This window comes from Vibrio sp. 10N.286.52.C3 (assembly GCF_041468865.1).
Taxonomy (GTDB): Bacteria; Pseudomonadota; Gammaproteobacteria; order Enterobacterales; family Vibrionaceae; genus Vibrio; species Vibrio crassostreae_C.
In genome coordinates this window covers 44,490-59,633 of the sequence record NZ_JBFRJM010000014.1, presented here as the reverse complement: position 1 = coordinate 59,633, position 15,144 = coordinate 44,490, and the positions used below count along the sequence as shown (strand labels likewise).

Sequence of the window (15,144 nt, the reverse complement as noted above, 5' to 3'; positions counted from 1 at the left end):
TCGAAAAACTGACCTTGTCAGGTTTAATGCGTTACCGCGATATCTCTTTGAGCGACACTCACACCTTTAATTTGAGCGTAAACACGCTGCCCGATTTCTAGATTTAACTCATCCAGCGCCCACAATGTAATGGTTGCCCATAGGTAGCACCCAGACTCTAACTCTAGCTCGACCTGGACACTCTGCTTATTTGTGCCTTGTTGGTGCGTCTCTACGCTTTTAATGGTGACAGGAAGGATGTTACGTATAGAAGTCCCTTTCGGCCGTTCTAGCGTGATAGAGACATCATTTGCCCTAACTTGCAGCCTCACTGTCGTACCAAGCTCACTCGATACTTTCTGAACCCATAACGACGTCGACTTTCCTAGCATCAGGCGAGACAGCGCATAATCGTCATTGTGTTCCGCTAATGTCGCTTCAAACAACGAGCTTTGCTCTGAGAAAGATTGCCAAGGTTGCATGGCTCTCGATGCCCAAACCTCTTCCGTCACACCCGACGAAATCACTTTGCCTTGGTCAATAATCACAAGGTGATTTGCCAAGCGTAAAATTTCATTGAGGCTATGGGTGACATAGATGATCGGTATTTGGACGGTTTCGGATAAGTTTTCCAGAAATGGCATCACTTCGCGCTTACGAGGCAAGTCGAGAGACGCTAAAGGCTCATCCATCAACAAAATGCTCGGCTTTGATAACAAAGCGCGGCCAATCGCCACACGTTGCTTCTCACCGCCAGACAAACGAGCTGGGTATCGGTCAAGCAATGAACCCAAAGACAACAGCGAGACTATTTGCTCAAAGTGCGCTTGATCGACGCTTTTCATACCGTATTTAAGGTTCGCTGCCACCTTCATATGTGGAAACAATCGCGACTCTTGAAACACATAACCGACGTTGCGTTTGTGAGTCGGCAAATTAATGCCATTTTCACTATCGAACAGTGTGGTTCCAGATACGCTGATCAGACCTTTATCGGGCTGTTTAAGGCCACTGATTGCATTGATAAGTGAGGTTTTACCCGCGCCAGAACGACCAAAAATTGCCGTAATGCCGCTACTTGGTAATTCCAAGTCGATATCAAAGAACGTTTCACCAAGTTGTTGTTGATATTGGAGGATCAAAGCACTCATGCATTGCCTCCCAAGCGTTGTGCTGACTTTTTGTTGAGCCACTCAGATAGCATCAATGAACCCAGCGCTATCACAATAGAAATGACACACAAACGCGCGGCTTCCATTTCAGCGCCAGGGGTTTCAATAAAGGTATACATAGCCAAAGGAATGGTTTGAGTTTCACCGGGAATATTTGAAACGAAGCTGATGGTCGCGCCAAACTCCCCTAGGCTTCTTGCGAATGAAAGCATGGTGCCGGTAATGACCCCTGGGATCATCAAGGGTAAAGTGATCGTGAAAAACACACGAAGAGGTGAAGCGCCTAATGTAGCAGCCGCCTCTTCAAGCTTACTGTCTACGGTTTCTAGGCTCAATCTAATAGAGCGAACCATCAGCGGCAACGCCACAACCACACAAGCGAGTGCCGCGCCCTTCCAGCTAAAGCTGAATACAATACCAAACACGTCATTGAGCCACGAACCTATGATACCTTGCCTGCCCATCATCACTAGCAGTAAATAGCCAATAACCACAGGTGGAAGTACCAAAGGTAAATGGACAATACTCTCAACAATGCTCTTACCTACAAATTGTTTCTTAGCAAGTAGCCATGCTAAGCCAATACCGATAGGGATAAGCCATAAGATTGCAAACCCAGCGACTTTTAAGCTCAGCATTAAGGCTTGGTATTCGTATTCCGATAAATACATCATTTAACGCACTTCAAATCCAAAACTGTTCAAGGTGTCTTTCGCTTTTTCGCTCTTTAGGAAAGTATAGAACTCTTCTGCCACAACTTTATCACTCAACTTCGCTACAGGGTAACGTATTGGTGTGTGCAGATCTGATGGGAAGGTCGACACTAGGTTTACTTCTTTAGAAAGCAACGCATCCGTTTTGTAGACAATGCCAAGCTTAGCTTCACTGCGCTCGACTAAGGCTAAGGCCATACGAACATTGTTACTTGGTGCCAATCGAGTTTTCACATCGTCCCATACACCTAACGTTTCTAACGCTTCTTTTGCATAGATACCAGCAGGAACCGACATGGTGTTACCCACTGCAAGCCTTTCATTAGTAAGCAGTTTAGCCCATTGTTCACCTTTTGATAGGTCTAACGTTACCGATGTCTCTTTAGGAGCAATCAGCACCAGTTCGTTTTCACATAGGTTTGTGACATTGTCACTATAAACCAATTTACGATCGACTAAATGCGTCATCCATTTCTCATTTGCCGAGATAAAAATGTCTGCTGGTGCTCCTCTTTCGATTTGTCGCACCAAAGACGATGTACTCGCGTACACAGGAATCACATCGACAGAATGGTCTTTCTCAAACTCTTCAACCAACAGATTAACCGCATTGGTCATCGACGATGCAGCGTAAACTCGTAGCTTTTCCGCAGCAAAAAGATGACTAGAACTCAATGCCGAAGTTAAAGCCATGGTTAAAAGGAAGACTCGCTTTTTCATTGTTATCACTTATCTATTGTTCGTTTAAGTTCTTTAGCTAACTTCTAAATGGCGGCTTAAGCTGTTAACTCTGGCCAAAGCAGATCAAGATTTAAGTACTCTTCGATGGCATCAGCGATTCGATTAATACCCAGCTCTTTAAGTTGTTCGTGGTCAATCGCGGTCACATCGTTGGCTCCTGCCCATTCGCAAATAAGCGACAACGCATCACTGTTGTCGAATACGCCATGCAAGTAAGTACCAAAAATCGAGTTATCTTGATTCACAGCGCCATCTAGGCTGCCAGATTCTAACTGAACCGGTAAGGCTGTTTCTTTGACATCAGTCCTACCTACGTGGATTTCATACCCTTTTACTTGTGCTGTTTTGCCATCCAGCGTCATGGTGCCGCGTACGTTGGTTAAGGTTTTCTGCTGTGTAAGGGTCGTTTCAGTATCCAGATACCCTAACCCTTCGCTGCTGCCGGGTTCCCCTTCAACGCCATCAGGATCGTGGATGATGTTACCTAACATTTGGTAGCCACCGCAGATACCCATCACTTTGCCGCCTAAGCGCAGGTGGCGTTGAATATCTTTATCCCAGCCTTGTTCTTTTAGGTAATCCAAATCTGCTCTTACCGACTTTGTACCCGGCAAGATAATTAAATCAGCATTGTTTACACGTTCGCCTTTACCGACATAACGTAAATCAATCGAAGGATTCAATCTTAACGCGTCAAAGTCTGTATGGTTGCTGATTCGGGTTAGCACTGGCACCGCCACCTTAAGCTTAGCTTCTCCGTAAGACTCTTGAGCAGAGGTAATGGCATCTTCCGCTTCTAAGTTAAAACCATGCAGATATGGCAAAACACCAATGACTGGCTTGCCGGTTTTTTCCTCTAGCCAATCTAGGCCAGATTGAAGCAGTGCGATATCGCCTCTAAAACGATTTATCACAAAGCCTTTTACACGAGCTTGTTCAGATTCAGACAATAGAGCTAATGTCCCGTAGAGATGCGCAAAAACGCCACCACGGTCAATATCAGCAACGATGATCACAGGGATGTCCGCTTTCTCAGCAAATCCCATGTTAGCGATATCATTTTCACGAAGATTGATTTCGGCTGGGCTCCCCGCACCTTCAATCATCACGCTTTCATATTCTTCAGAAAGTCGGTCAAACGAATCGATAACTGTATCCATCGCCACTTTCTTGTAATCATGATAACCCGTCGCTTCCATGTTGCTCAGCGCTCGGCCTTGCAAAATCACTTGCGCGCCGGTATCTGAGTTGGGCTTTAGCAATACAGGGTTCATGTGAACGGTTGGCTCTATATTACAAGCTTGCGCCTGAACCGCTTGAGCACGGCCAATTTCGCCACCATCTTTTGTCACAGCACTGTTCAACGCCATGTTTTGTGGCTTAAAAGGTGCCACTTTGATTCCTTTCCTTGCCAAAACACGGCATAAACCTGCCACCAAAACACTTTTTCCGGCATCTGACGTTGTCCCTTGAACCATAAGGGCACTTAATGGTGCTCGCATTTGTACTTAAATCCTTAATTTCTTAATTTTCAATTTATAGCTGTGGGCAATATTTCTCTGCGACCATCTTAACGTCATTGCCGAGTAGATGCTCAATAAAATGAATGGAAAATGAATGTGTTACTCACTCTGGATTCAACCCCAGTGTTGTTTAATAGCTCCATCGAAACCAAGCTTGTGAACGATAACAGGCGCTTCAACAAAAAACGTACTAACGAAAAGAAACGTTTCAAATTCAGAAAAACGTTTCTACTAAAAACAACATTAAGGGATTCACCATGAAAAAAACTGTATTAGCTATCGCATCTACTATTATCCTTGCTCCTACTTTCGCAATGGCTAGTGACCACAACAGCAATAATAATGTCAACAGCAAGCACGAAAGCGCTATTGCTTATACTGGCCCAATTGAAACCGTTTCTGTTGCGACACTACTTGCCGACACAAGCATGTTCGCAGAGCAAGAAGCAATTGTGGATGGCAAGATCGTTCGTCAACTTAAGAATGACACGTTTGTCTTCTCTGATGGCCAGAGTGAAATTCAAATCGAACTTGATGATGATATCCGCCTAGCACAACCACTGACCGCTGATACAAAAGTTCGTATCTTCGGTGAATATGAAGGTGGTAAGACACCTGAAATCGAAGTGGACCACATCCAGGTTCTATAAGCGATTAATATAAAAATACCGACTTCAAATAATTGGCCTGCATATTGCAGGCTTTTTTGTATTATACTGCCGCAAAATACAATTTATATGGAGTCACCATGCTAGGTTGCACGAATAAGACTGTCCTTTTAGGACTCGCTGCACTGTGTTCATTCTCTGCGTCTGCAAACAACTTTAACTACAACACATTCGAGCTGCGCATGGGTACTAGCCCAAGTACTTTCGGTGGTGAAGTCACAACAATGTTCACTCAGAACTCTCATTTTGTTGCTCGTATCGATTCAGAATTTGAAAGTGATTGGGATGCAGCGGTAGGTATGGGATTCAACGGCCCAATCAGTCAATTTGCTGACGTTACTGGCCAAATGTTACTGCACAACATTGAACGGAATGACGATAACCACATCAAAACAGAAATTAACCTTGGCTTGAGAGCTTGGTTAATGGCAAACGTTGAAGTTAACGCACGCCTTGGTCAACTGATCGACAACGATGACACTCGTTCAATTTTGGGTATCGGTGCTCGTTTCCATTCAACTGATCAACTGTCTGTTGGTCTTGATATGCGCAATAACGGCACATATGGCCACCAAATCTTAATGTCGGCTCGATTCGGATTCTAATCTAGATTTCAATTACTGAGTAATAAATAGCTAAACGTATTACATAGAAAAGCCCCGAACATATTAATGTTCGGGGCTTTTTTGTTTGTTAGTTTCGCTGGCTTTTAGTCGTTCACGACCTGAGCCAGCGACTTGCTTTATAAGCTAACCATCAGCATCTTTTTCTGGTGATCTAAGTACTCTTCATAAGTACCTTGGAAGCTCACTAGCTGTTGATCTTTTACATCGATGATGTGTGTTGCTAATGAAGAAACGAACTCTCGGTCATGGCTTACGAAGATAAGCGTGCCAGTGTAAACCTTCAACGCGTCGTTCAGGGCTTGGATTGCTTCCATGTCCATGTGGTTGGTTGGTTCGTCCATTACAAGCACGTTGATGTCTTGCATCATTAGCTTGCCGAATAACAGACGGTTCTTCTCACCACCAGAACAGTTACGCGCTTTTTTGTTCGCATCGTCAGCAGTAAACAATAGGCGACCTAGAATGCCACGTACCATAAGGTCATCGTGCTTCACTGTGCGCCATTGTGAGATCCAATCGAAGATGCTCAGGTCGTTATCAAAGTCAGACGTACTATCTTGTGGGCAGTAGCCTACAGATGCGTTTTCAGACCATTTTACGATACCTTCGTTTTGCTCTAGCTCTTGAACTAGGCAACGTAGCAGCGTGGTTTTACCTACACCGTTCTCACCGATAACCGCAAGACGAGTACCCGCTTCAAGCAGCAAGTTACCACCGGCAAACAATGTTTCGCCATCGAAGCCGTGACCAAGGTCTTGAAGTTCAAGCGCTTGACGGTGTAGTTTCTTACCTTCGCCAAAATCAATAGATGGGCTCATACGGCTCGATGATTTCACTTCATCAAGCGTGATCTTATCCATTTTCTTGGCACGAGAGCTTGCTTGTTTTGCTTTAGATGCGTTAGCACCAAAACGGTTTACGAAATCTTGAAGCTCGCTGATTTCAGCCGCTTTCTTAGCGTTGCTTGCTAAAAGCTGTTCACGAATCAAGCCAGATGCTTCTAGGAAGTACTCGTAGTTACCAGGGTAGACACGTAGCTCACCGTAGTCGATGTCTGCCATGTGTGTACACACAGAGTTCAGGAAGTGTCTATCGTGCGAAATGATGATCATTGTACATTTACGCTGGTTTAGCTCTTCAGCAAGCCAGTTGATCGTGTGAATGTCCAAGTTGTTGGTTGGTTCATCAAGAAGCAGGATATCTGGGTTTGCAAACAGAGCTTGTGCCAATAGCACACGCAGTTTCCAACCTGGAGCTACTTGCTGCATCAAGCCGAAATGGAACTCTTCTTCAATACCCGCTTGAATTAGGATGTCGCCAGCACGGCTTTCTGCTGTGTAGCCATCCATTTCCGCGAATTCACTTTCAAGTTCTGCGACTTTCATGCCGTCGTCTTCGCTCATTTCTGGCAAAGAGTAAATGCGGTCACGTTCTTGTTTTACTTCCCAAAGTTTTCTGTCGCCCATGATCACAACGTCGATAACGCTGTACTGTTCGAAAGCGAACTGATCTTGGCTTAGCACACCCAGTTTTTCTCCTGGAGTGATAGAAACGTTGCCCGAGCTTGGCGTTAATGCGCCACTTAGGATTTTCATGAACGTTGATTTGCCGCAACCATTAGCGCCGATCAAACCATAACGGTTGCCGTTACCAAATTTAGCAGAGATGTTTTCAAACAGCGGCTCTGCGCCAAATTGCATTGTGATGTTCGCGGTAGATATCAAAGAACTAATTCCTAAGCGTGTACTGACAGATAATTATTAGGCTATTTCAAGAACCTAAATAAGAAGTACGAAAGTATGGATTAAACAAAAATCGAAGCGCGGATTATATAGAGATCTCGATCACGTTGTCGAGGCTAAACAGTAAACGAATAGTAAACATAGACCATTTAGATGCTTTTCATACGTTATGGGGTGTAAATAAAAAAATCCCCACCAGCAGAACTGGTAGGGATTTCATTTATCAACACTAAAAGTCTTTTAAGCTCGTCACCTTTGAAACTATAGCTCTTCAAAACGAAAAGCTTTGATGACGAGCAGAACTTGTTATTTAGTAATTTTCTTCTGAACGTATTTTTTGCTCACGTCGACAACCGCAACATCTCTAAAGAAGCTTCTACCCAACAGAAGTGGGAAAGAAAGATGCGTTCGGTCGGCTAGCGTAAATTCAGTTTTGTCTTTTAGATCGCCAATTTGAATCGAAGCTACAACCACAGCGCGTCGTTGTGTGCCTTCTGCGCTTGATTGCTTGATCTTAACCCAGCGTTCTACTGGTAAGCTGATCTCTTGAGTTGTAATTCCGTCGTGTTCAATCTTGAACTTAACCCAGTCTTTGCCGTCACGTTCAAAATCAACAATATCAACTGCACTGATTGAAGAGGTTGTTGCACCGGTATCGACACGTGCTTTAAACGCTTCTTTTAAACCAGGAACAAACACCCACTCTTCTTCACCAAGAATCAGTTTGCCGTCACTTGTTTTTCTAACCTTCTCTACTGGTTTTTCAACAGGTGCAGGTTTTACTTCCGGCTCAGTTGGTTTTACTTCTTCAGGCTTCTCAGTAGGTTCCGTTACTTTCTCGCCTTCTGTTGCGTCAGTTTTTGAAGAGTCATCCACAACAGGTTGTTCGATTTGAGGCTTTTGCTCTGGCTCAACAGGAGCTTGAGTTGTAGCCGAACAAGCAAACAGGCCACCACTTAGCATTAAAACTACAATCGCTTTCCAATTATACATTCAGTCACCTTCTATTTTGAAACGTTTGCTATCGCTTTTGCTACATAAGGAATATGAGATTCGGAAAGGCCTGCGATATTGATGCGTCCATCACCAACACCATAGACTCCATATTCTTCACGTAATTGATTCATTTGAGTTTCTTTAAAGCCTAGTACACTAAACATGCCTTTATGGCTTTCAATGAAGTCAAATTGTGACGTGTTATAAGTATTTCGCAATTCATCACATAAACTTTGGCGCAGATTTAACAAACGTTGCTGCATTTCACTCAATTCTTGCTTCCAAATCGAGGTTAGCTCTTGATTCTGAAGAATTGTTTTAACCAAAGCTGCACCATGATCTGGCGGCATTGTGTAAGTTGAACGAGCAAGCGTTAGAAGCTTACCTTTAGCATTGCCAACGTGTTCGCTGTTTTTGCCAATCACGATAGCGGCACCCGTTCTTTCACGGTATAAACCGAAGTTCTTCGAGCAAGATGTCGTAATCAACATCTCTTCGACGTTGTTAGCCATGTGTTGAAGACCTTTTGCGTCTTCTTCTAAGCCATCACCAAAGCCTTGGTAAGCAATATCAACGAACGGCAAGAAGCCATTTTTCTGCGATAGTTTGGTAATTTCCTGCCACGCCTCAAAGTCGATATCCGCACCCGTTGGGTTATGACAGCAACCGTGCAGTAGTACCACATCTGATGGACCCGCTTTTGAAAGGTCATCCAACATTCTTGCAGTATCAACTTGCTTCGTTTCAGGACTGAAGTAATTGTAATATCGAACTTTTAAGCCTGCCGCTTCCATCACCGGTTTGTGGTTAACGTAGCTTGGGTTTGAAATCCAAACCGTGGTGTCTGGTTGAGAAACTTTCATTAAGTCACCCAACATGCGAAGTGCACCACTTGCACCCGGTGTTTGAATCGCAGCAACGCGATCCATTGCAGAAGTCCCTTTAAGCAGCAGATCAACCATGCTCTGGTTGAACTCTTCACAGCCTGCTAGGCCAACGTAAGCTTTGGTTTTCTGCGTTTCAACAACGATATCTTGAGCCATAGAAACGGCTTTCATGATCGGAGTTTCGCCTTGATCGTTTTTGTAAACGCCAATGCCTAAGTCGACTTTATCAGTACGAGTATCGCCGCGGTAAGCAACAGAAAGAGATAGAATTGGATCTAAAGTTGGTTTTGGTAGATGTGAAAACATGAAAGTCACAACCCTTTGAAATTCAAGTAATGAGTTTCACGTTAACATTATCGTAGACAAATCAGAAACATTTTTTAATAGAAGCGCTTAGTTAGAATAAGTAAACAGAGATTGGTCATTTTACGTCACAAAACAGCGTAAATTTCGAACACTTTTAGTGCTTTATCAAAAGAGCAGTAGCTTGTTTAAGAAGTACCTTGTTGATTCTCAGCTAAATGCCTTGTTTGAATTGCCTTGGTGTCATGCCCGACCAAGCTTTAAATCGAGTACTAAAGTTCGCTGCATTCGGGTAACCCACGATCTCGCCAATATGTTGAATCGACCAATCACTCGATTTCAACAAACGAGCTGCGTATTCCATTCTCATACGCATAATATGAGTCATCGGGCTATGAGAATAATAACGTTGGCACAAGCGATGGAAGTGCGGCTCTGAACACGGAAATAGGTTTGCTAGCTCATGCACGTTCCACTCTTTATGAAGCTGTTTTTGCACGCTGTTGAACACACGTCTCAAGCGAATCAAATTTCGAGATTGTTGCTGCGGGACGGGAGCATTAATCATGAATTCTATTTGCGCTACGCTGTGAATGGCAATCGCTCCCCCCAAATCGATAGGCAGTGCAATGCTTCTCAATAGAGTGTGAATGCACGACGAGACGACTTCTGCGGCCGGAGACAACGTGTAACTCACTTCATCACTCACTACTTTATCCCATTGCTTATCTGGCGAGAGAAAGATCCATGCGATTTGCCATGTCTCTTCTTCAATCCCAAAGCCATTCTCAACGCCTGCAGGCACAGTAATGCACGACCCCGGCTCTAGAATATAGCGACACGCCCCACTTTCTAACCACCCATTGCCCCTAACCGTGTATAGCAGCATGTGTTTCTGTGGGTTCTTCCGATGTACCGAAAAGAAATCTCGGCACGACGCCGTCCCACACTGAACGATACCCAATTCTTCGAATGCCAATACATGGCTTTGATCGACAAACTCTTGGTGTGTCTGATCAGAGATCTCGTACCGTTCGTGTTTCTCACTCATTTCACTGGTCGCTCATTAGGTTTGTCTGCAATTAAATCGCCACATTAGTCATTCGATAGTTTTGAAATAGATGATTTTGAAAACAGGTCGTTTTGACAAATAGGAAGCTTTTGAAAATAGATAATTTGGCAAAAGTTTGTGATGAACCTGAACAATACAGCCAAAACAAATACCGATAAACTTCTCGCATATTAACCACAGGGGAAATGCGATGCGCTCGACATATCGTCATCTAGACAAAGATTTTTGGCAAAAGCTTTTACACATCGGTTTGCCTGTATCGCTACAAACCATGTTGTTTTCATTACTCGGCGTGGTCGATATTTTTATGGTTAACCAACTGGGTGACTCTGCAACTGCGGCGGTTGGTGTGGGTAACCGCATATTTTTCTTCAACTTGATCATGGTATCCGGGATTAGCGGCGCTGTCAGTGTGCTAGCTTCGCAATATTTCGGTGCGGGAGATTTCAACGGAATTAGACGCACATTAGCACAGTCATGGGCATTGTCTGTCTTTACCATCATCCCCTTTGTGTTGATTTATACATTGGCTCCTGAATCAGTCGTGTCTGTGGTGGCCTCAGACCCTGATTACGTCCGCTTGGCAACGGATTACCTTTGGATAACAGGAGCCAGCCTTTTTGGTACCGCGATCGTAGTGCCCTTAGAAAGCGCACTGCGATCGGTCGGCGAAGCCAAGCTACCCACCAAGATCAGTATTTGGGCAATCATCGTTAATGCGATTCTCAATGCATTGCTGATCTTTGGTTTGTTTGGATTTCCAGAACTGGGCGTAGTTGGTGCGGCTATTGGCACCACGGTGTCTCGATTCTTTCAGACGATAGCGCTGCTTATCATGGCGAAGAAACACTACGCGCATCTATTCCCGACATTAAGTAATTGGCGAGAAGCGATATTACCGAAGCATAGAAAGAAGTACTTCACGATAGCAATACCTATGTTGGTTCATGACACAGCATGGGCGGGCGGGATTCTTATTTATAACGTGATAGTTGGGCAAATGGGTGTTGGAGAGCTTGCGATCATTTCGCTGTTATCGCCAGTAGAAAGTATCTTGATCTCGGCGTTCATGGGGTTTGCGGTCACCGCTTCGATCATTCTAGGCAACGAGATCGGCGCGAAGAACTATCAACGTGTTGAGAACACCGCATGGGGTTATGTATTGGTCAGCTGTGGGCTTGCGGCTATATTAGCCTTGGTGTGTTGGTTTGCTAAACCCGCGATCGTATACATGATCGGCCTTACTCACTTAGAGCTCAAAGAGACAGCCGTTAACGTCACCTTAGTCATGGCACTCGGCATGATACTAAGAGTCTTCAATATGGTTGGTATTGGTGGCGTGCTGAAAAGTGGTGGAGACATCAACTACAGTATCTTCATCGACCTGTTTGGCCAATGGGCAATCGGCATTCCCCTTGCTTACTTTACTGCGCTGGTGTTGGGTTGGCCGCTAGAATGGGTTTTGATGATTGTGTTACTGGAGGAGTTAGCGAAGATCGCTTTAACTAGCCAGCGAATTCACTCTAAGAAATGGATCAACAATCTAATCGACGAGCCTGAGCACATTCCTATATAAACAGGCGATAGATTCAAAGAACTCACACCCAAGGGCTGATTTGTAGCATTGCGCTAACGATGAAGCCCTTTTTCGTTTACGAGTGTGCAAAGTCACGACAGCAGTTATATATCAGTAAATCGATGGATGATTTGGTTTGAACTACCACGCCAATCCAACATTGGATCCGCTTTATCTTGCTCAAAACGACCATCAATCAAAGTATCAACATATTCAAGTACTTGCCTCTGCTTTTCGTCGAGTTCGTCGAGCTCGTAGCCCGTCCACATCCAGATGTCTTTGCCTTCACATTCTGCTTTTACACGCTGAACAAGCTTAAGCACTTCAGATACATTTGCAGGATGAAGAGGATCACCACCTGAAAGCGACAAGCCACGACGCTTGATTCGTGGATCATTGAGATCAGCGATAATGTGGTCTTGCAGCTCTTGAGTAAACAAATGCCCGGAGTCCAACCTTTGCGTTGATTGGTTATAACACCCGCGACACTGGTGTACACAACCCGACACAAACAAAGTGCAGCGTGTTCCAGGGCCATTTACAACGTCGATTGGGTGATATTGGTGATAATTCATAAGGCAGTATTGAAAACTCGTGATGGCTTAATGGTTTAACTCGAAAAGTAGCGAGAGTTGAAACAAATGAATTGGTATCGACATAGCGCCGATACCAAACATATTTCTTGAAACGTAGCTCTTCTAAGTAAGCTAGCTAATAATCTTAGAGCTTACTAAAGATGCTTCACGCGGCGTTTAACTTCTTCTTGCTTACCGAAGTTAAATGGTCGTGCATCTGGGCTACCAAGGTAACCACAAACACGGCGCGTCACCGATACTTTGGTTGAGTCATGGTTGCCACATTTAGGACACGTAAAGCCCTTACTTGTACAGTCGAACTCACCGTTGTAACCACATTCGTAACACTCATCAATCGGTGTGTTAGTGCCGTAGTAAGGAACACGTGTGTAGCTGTAATCCCATACGTTTTCTAGTGCTTCGATGTTCTTCTGCATGTTCGGGAATTCGCCGTAACAGATAAAACCACCGCTAGAAATTTCAGGATAAGGCATCTCGAAATCGATCTTGTCGTATGGGTTCACTGTCTTCTGCACATCTAAGTGGAAGCTGTTGGTGTAGTAACCACGGTCTGTCACACCATCAATCACACCAAATTCTTTGGTGTCGATGCTGCAGAAACGGCTACATAGGTTTTCACTTGGTGTGCCGTATAGGCTGAATGCGTAACCTGTCTCTTTCGTCCAAGATTCCACTTCACGCTTCATGTACTCCACCAACTCAAGCGCTTTAGCACGCATTTCGCCATCGTCGTACAGGTGAACGTCAGTACCGTAAAGTGCTGTCATCGCTTCGTGGATACCAATGTAACCAAGAGAAACAGACGCGCGGCCGTTCTTGAAGATATCGGCAATAGAGTCGTCTGCTTTCAAGCGAACGCCACATGCACCTTCCATGTATAGGATTGGAGCAACACGTGCTTTCACGTTTTCTAGACGAGAAATACGAGTTTCTAATGCACGACGAGCCAGCTTGAGTTTATCATCAAGCAGTTCGTAGAACTTAGCCATATCTTGTTTTGCGTTAATCGCAATACGTGGCAAGTTCAAGCTAACAACACCTAAGTTGTTACGGCCTTCGTGAATCAACTCACCATTTTCTTCATAAGTATTCAAGAAGCTACGACAACCCATAGGAGTTTTAAATGACCCTGTCACTTCTACTACTTTGTCGTAGTTAAGAATGTCTGGGTACATACGCTTAGACGCACACTCTAGCGCTAATTGCTTGATGTCGTAGTTTGGATCTTGCTTCTGGTGGTTCAAACCATCTTTGATCGCAAATACCAGTTTAGGGAACACGGCTGTTTTACGGTTCTTACCCAAACCTGCAATGCGGTTTTTCAAGATTGATTGCTGAATCAATTTCGAGCCCCAGCTTTCACCTAAACCAAAACCAAACGTCACGAATGGTGTTTGACCATTAGCGGTGTGCAGCGTGTTTACTTCGTACTCCAGAGATTGGAACGCGTCGTAACACTCTTTCTCTGTGCGAGAGATAGCAAAAGCTTCTGGGCTATGAATGTCCCACTCTTTCGCTAGCGATAAGTGCTTCTCGTAGCTCGCCATAACGTAAGGTTCAAGAACCTCATCGATGCGGTTAATCGTTGTGCCGCCGTAGATGTGACTCGCCACTTGCGCGATGATCTGCGCGGTTACCGCTGTCGCCGTAGAAATAGACTTAGGTGTGTCGATTTCCGCGTTACCCATCTTGAAGCCATGCGTTAACATGCCTTTCAGATCGATAAGCATGCAGTTAAACATTGGGAAGAACGGTGCGTAGTCTAGATCGTGGTAGTGAATATCACCACATTCGTGAGCATGTACGATATCACGTGGCAAAATGTGAGTTTTCGCATAGTGTTTAGCCACGATACCCGCCAGCAGGTCACGCTGAGTTGGGATTACTTTGCCATCTTTGTTCGCGTTTTCATTGATTAGATCAACGTTGCTTTCTTCGATCAAACCTTCGATCTCACGAGTTAAAGCGCTTTGCTTCTCACGGGCGATGTCGCGGTCATGACGATATTCAATGTAGGCACGAGCCAGAGACTTGTATGGTCCCTGCATTAGCTCGTTCTCGACCATGGTTTGAATTTCAGAGATATGAACTTCATCGTACTCTTCGAGCTTCAACTCAACTGCTAATGCCACATTCAGTGCATAAATAGCAATTTCCTTATCGGCTTTGTCTGATGCTGCTTCCACTGCAGCTTGGATGCGATCTCTACTGAATGGAGCTCTTGAGCCATCACGCTTGATTACGATTGATTTCACCACTTCTCCTTACTCTTGAGGTATTCACAGACTTATCCACAAACACACTATATAGAGCGATTTATCGTTTAACTAACACTAGATATTGTGGCGTATTTAACGAGAACCACCAACTTTGAGTATTGATTTGGATCAATAAAAAGAGAACGCTGACTAAGATCAATTCAATATTATTACGCTAGTTCTCAAGTCGAAAAGAAACAATGTAACAATAAAAAAACTCCTAAAAAGAGTTGAATTTTTGGTAAGTGTTGTAGGATAACGGCTCATCAATATTGGCAGACAAAATTAGGGA

General features: G+C 44.3%; 13 protein-coding genes. 3 read left to right on the top strand and 10 right to left on the bottom strand.

Annotation, left to right across the window (positions count from 1 at the left end):
• Positions 1-23: 23 nt before the first annotated feature.
• The 4 genes from modC to AB4138_RS05865 are packed head-to-tail and all read right to left on the bottom strand — an operon-like array spanning position 24 to position 4,107.
• A complete protein-coding gene (gene modC, locus AB4138_RS05880) occupies positions 24-1,130 on the bottom strand; it encodes a molybdenum ABC transporter ATP-binding protein ModC (protein WP_372126415.1) in 1,107 nt (368 codons plus the stop codon).
• Positions 1,127-1,825, bottom strand: coding sequence for a molybdate ABC transporter permease subunit (modB, locus tag AB4138_RS05875; RefSeq protein ID WP_017060110.1), 699 nt, complete (start codon positions 1,823-1,825; stop codon positions 1,127-1,129). Before modB ends, modC begins: the two co-directional genes overlap by 4 nt.
• A complete protein-coding gene (gene modA, locus AB4138_RS05870; RefSeq protein ID WP_017060111.1) occupies positions 1,826-2,584 on the bottom strand; it encodes a molybdate ABC transporter substrate-binding protein in 759 nt (252 codons plus the stop codon).
• A 56-nt stretch (positions 2,585-2,640) separates the two neighbouring features.
• The gene (locus AB4138_RS05865) at positions 2,641-4,107 is read right to left on the bottom strand and encodes a cobyric acid synthase (protein WP_017069093.1); all 1,467 of its coding nucleotides are present in this window, start codon (positions 4,105-4,107) and stop codon (positions 2,641-2,643) included.
• Between the two features lie 278 nt (positions 4,108-4,385).
• Between AB4138_RS05865 and AB4138_RS05860 the strand changes: the two genes are divergently transcribed.
• Together AB4138_RS05860 and AB4138_RS05855 are read left to right on the top strand one after the other, a co-directional pair.
• A complete protein-coding gene (locus AB4138_RS05860) occupies positions 4,386-4,778 on the top strand; it encodes a YgiW/YdeI family stress tolerance OB fold protein (RefSeq protein ID WP_017064574.1) in 393 nt (130 codons plus the stop codon).
• A 98-nt stretch (positions 4,779-4,876) separates the two neighbouring features.
• Complete coding sequence (locus AB4138_RS05855) at positions 4,877-5,401, top strand: hypothetical protein (RefSeq protein ID WP_017060115.1); 525 nt, start codon at positions 4,877-4,879, stop codon at positions 5,399-5,401.
• A 137-nt stretch (positions 5,402-5,538) separates the two neighbouring features.
• Here the strand turns inward: AB4138_RS05855 and AB4138_RS05850 are convergent, their stop codons facing one another.
• From AB4138_RS05850 to AB4138_RS05835, 4 genes are all read right to left on the bottom strand, one after another.
• Positions 5,539-7,146, bottom strand: coding sequence for an ABC-F family ATPase (locus AB4138_RS05850; RefSeq protein ID WP_080582218.1), 1,608 nt, complete (start codon positions 7,144-7,146; stop codon positions 5,539-5,541).
• Positions 7,147-7,470: 324 nt separating this feature from the next.
• On the bottom strand, positions 7,471-8,157 hold the full coding sequence (locus AB4138_RS05845) for a RimK/LysX family protein (RefSeq protein ID WP_372305272.1): 687 nt from the start codon (positions 8,155-8,157) through the stop codon (positions 7,471-7,473).
• 11 nt (positions 8,158-8,168) lie between these two features.
• Positions 8,169-9,353 (bottom strand): amino acid aminotransferase, encoded by a 1,185-nt coding sequence (locus tag AB4138_RS05840; RefSeq protein WP_017060118.1) that lies wholly within the window; start codon positions 9,351-9,353, stop codon positions 8,169-8,171.
• A 211-nt stretch (positions 9,354-9,564) separates the two neighbouring features.
• Entirely contained in the window at positions 9,565-10,401 is an 837-nt protein-coding gene (locus AB4138_RS05835; RefSeq protein WP_372305270.1) for an AraC family transcriptional regulator, read from the bottom strand.
• Between the two features lie 211 nt (positions 10,402-10,612).
• On the opposite strand from AB4138_RS05835, the gene AB4138_RS05830 reads away from it, so the two are divergent.
• Complete coding sequence (locus AB4138_RS05830; RefSeq protein ID WP_372305267.1) at positions 10,613-11,998, top strand: MATE family efflux transporter; 1,386 nt, start codon at positions 10,613-10,615, stop codon at positions 11,996-11,998.
• 104 nt (positions 11,999-12,102) lie between these two features.
• Here AB4138_RS05830 and nrdG read toward each other — a convergent pair whose 3' ends face one another.
• Positions 12,103-12,573: an anaerobic ribonucleoside-triphosphate reductase-activating protein gene (gene nrdG, locus AB4138_RS05825; protein WP_017069098.1), complete on the bottom strand. Its 471-nt coding sequence runs from the start codon at positions 12,571-12,573 to the stop codon at positions 12,103-12,105.
• Positions 12,574-12,728: 155 nt separating this feature from the next.
• On the bottom strand, positions 12,729-14,849 hold the full coding sequence (nrdD, locus tag AB4138_RS05820) for an anaerobic ribonucleoside-triphosphate reductase (protein WP_372305264.1): 2,121 nt from the start codon (positions 14,847-14,849) through the stop codon (positions 12,729-12,731).
• Positions 14,850-15,144: the final 295 nt, after the last annotated feature.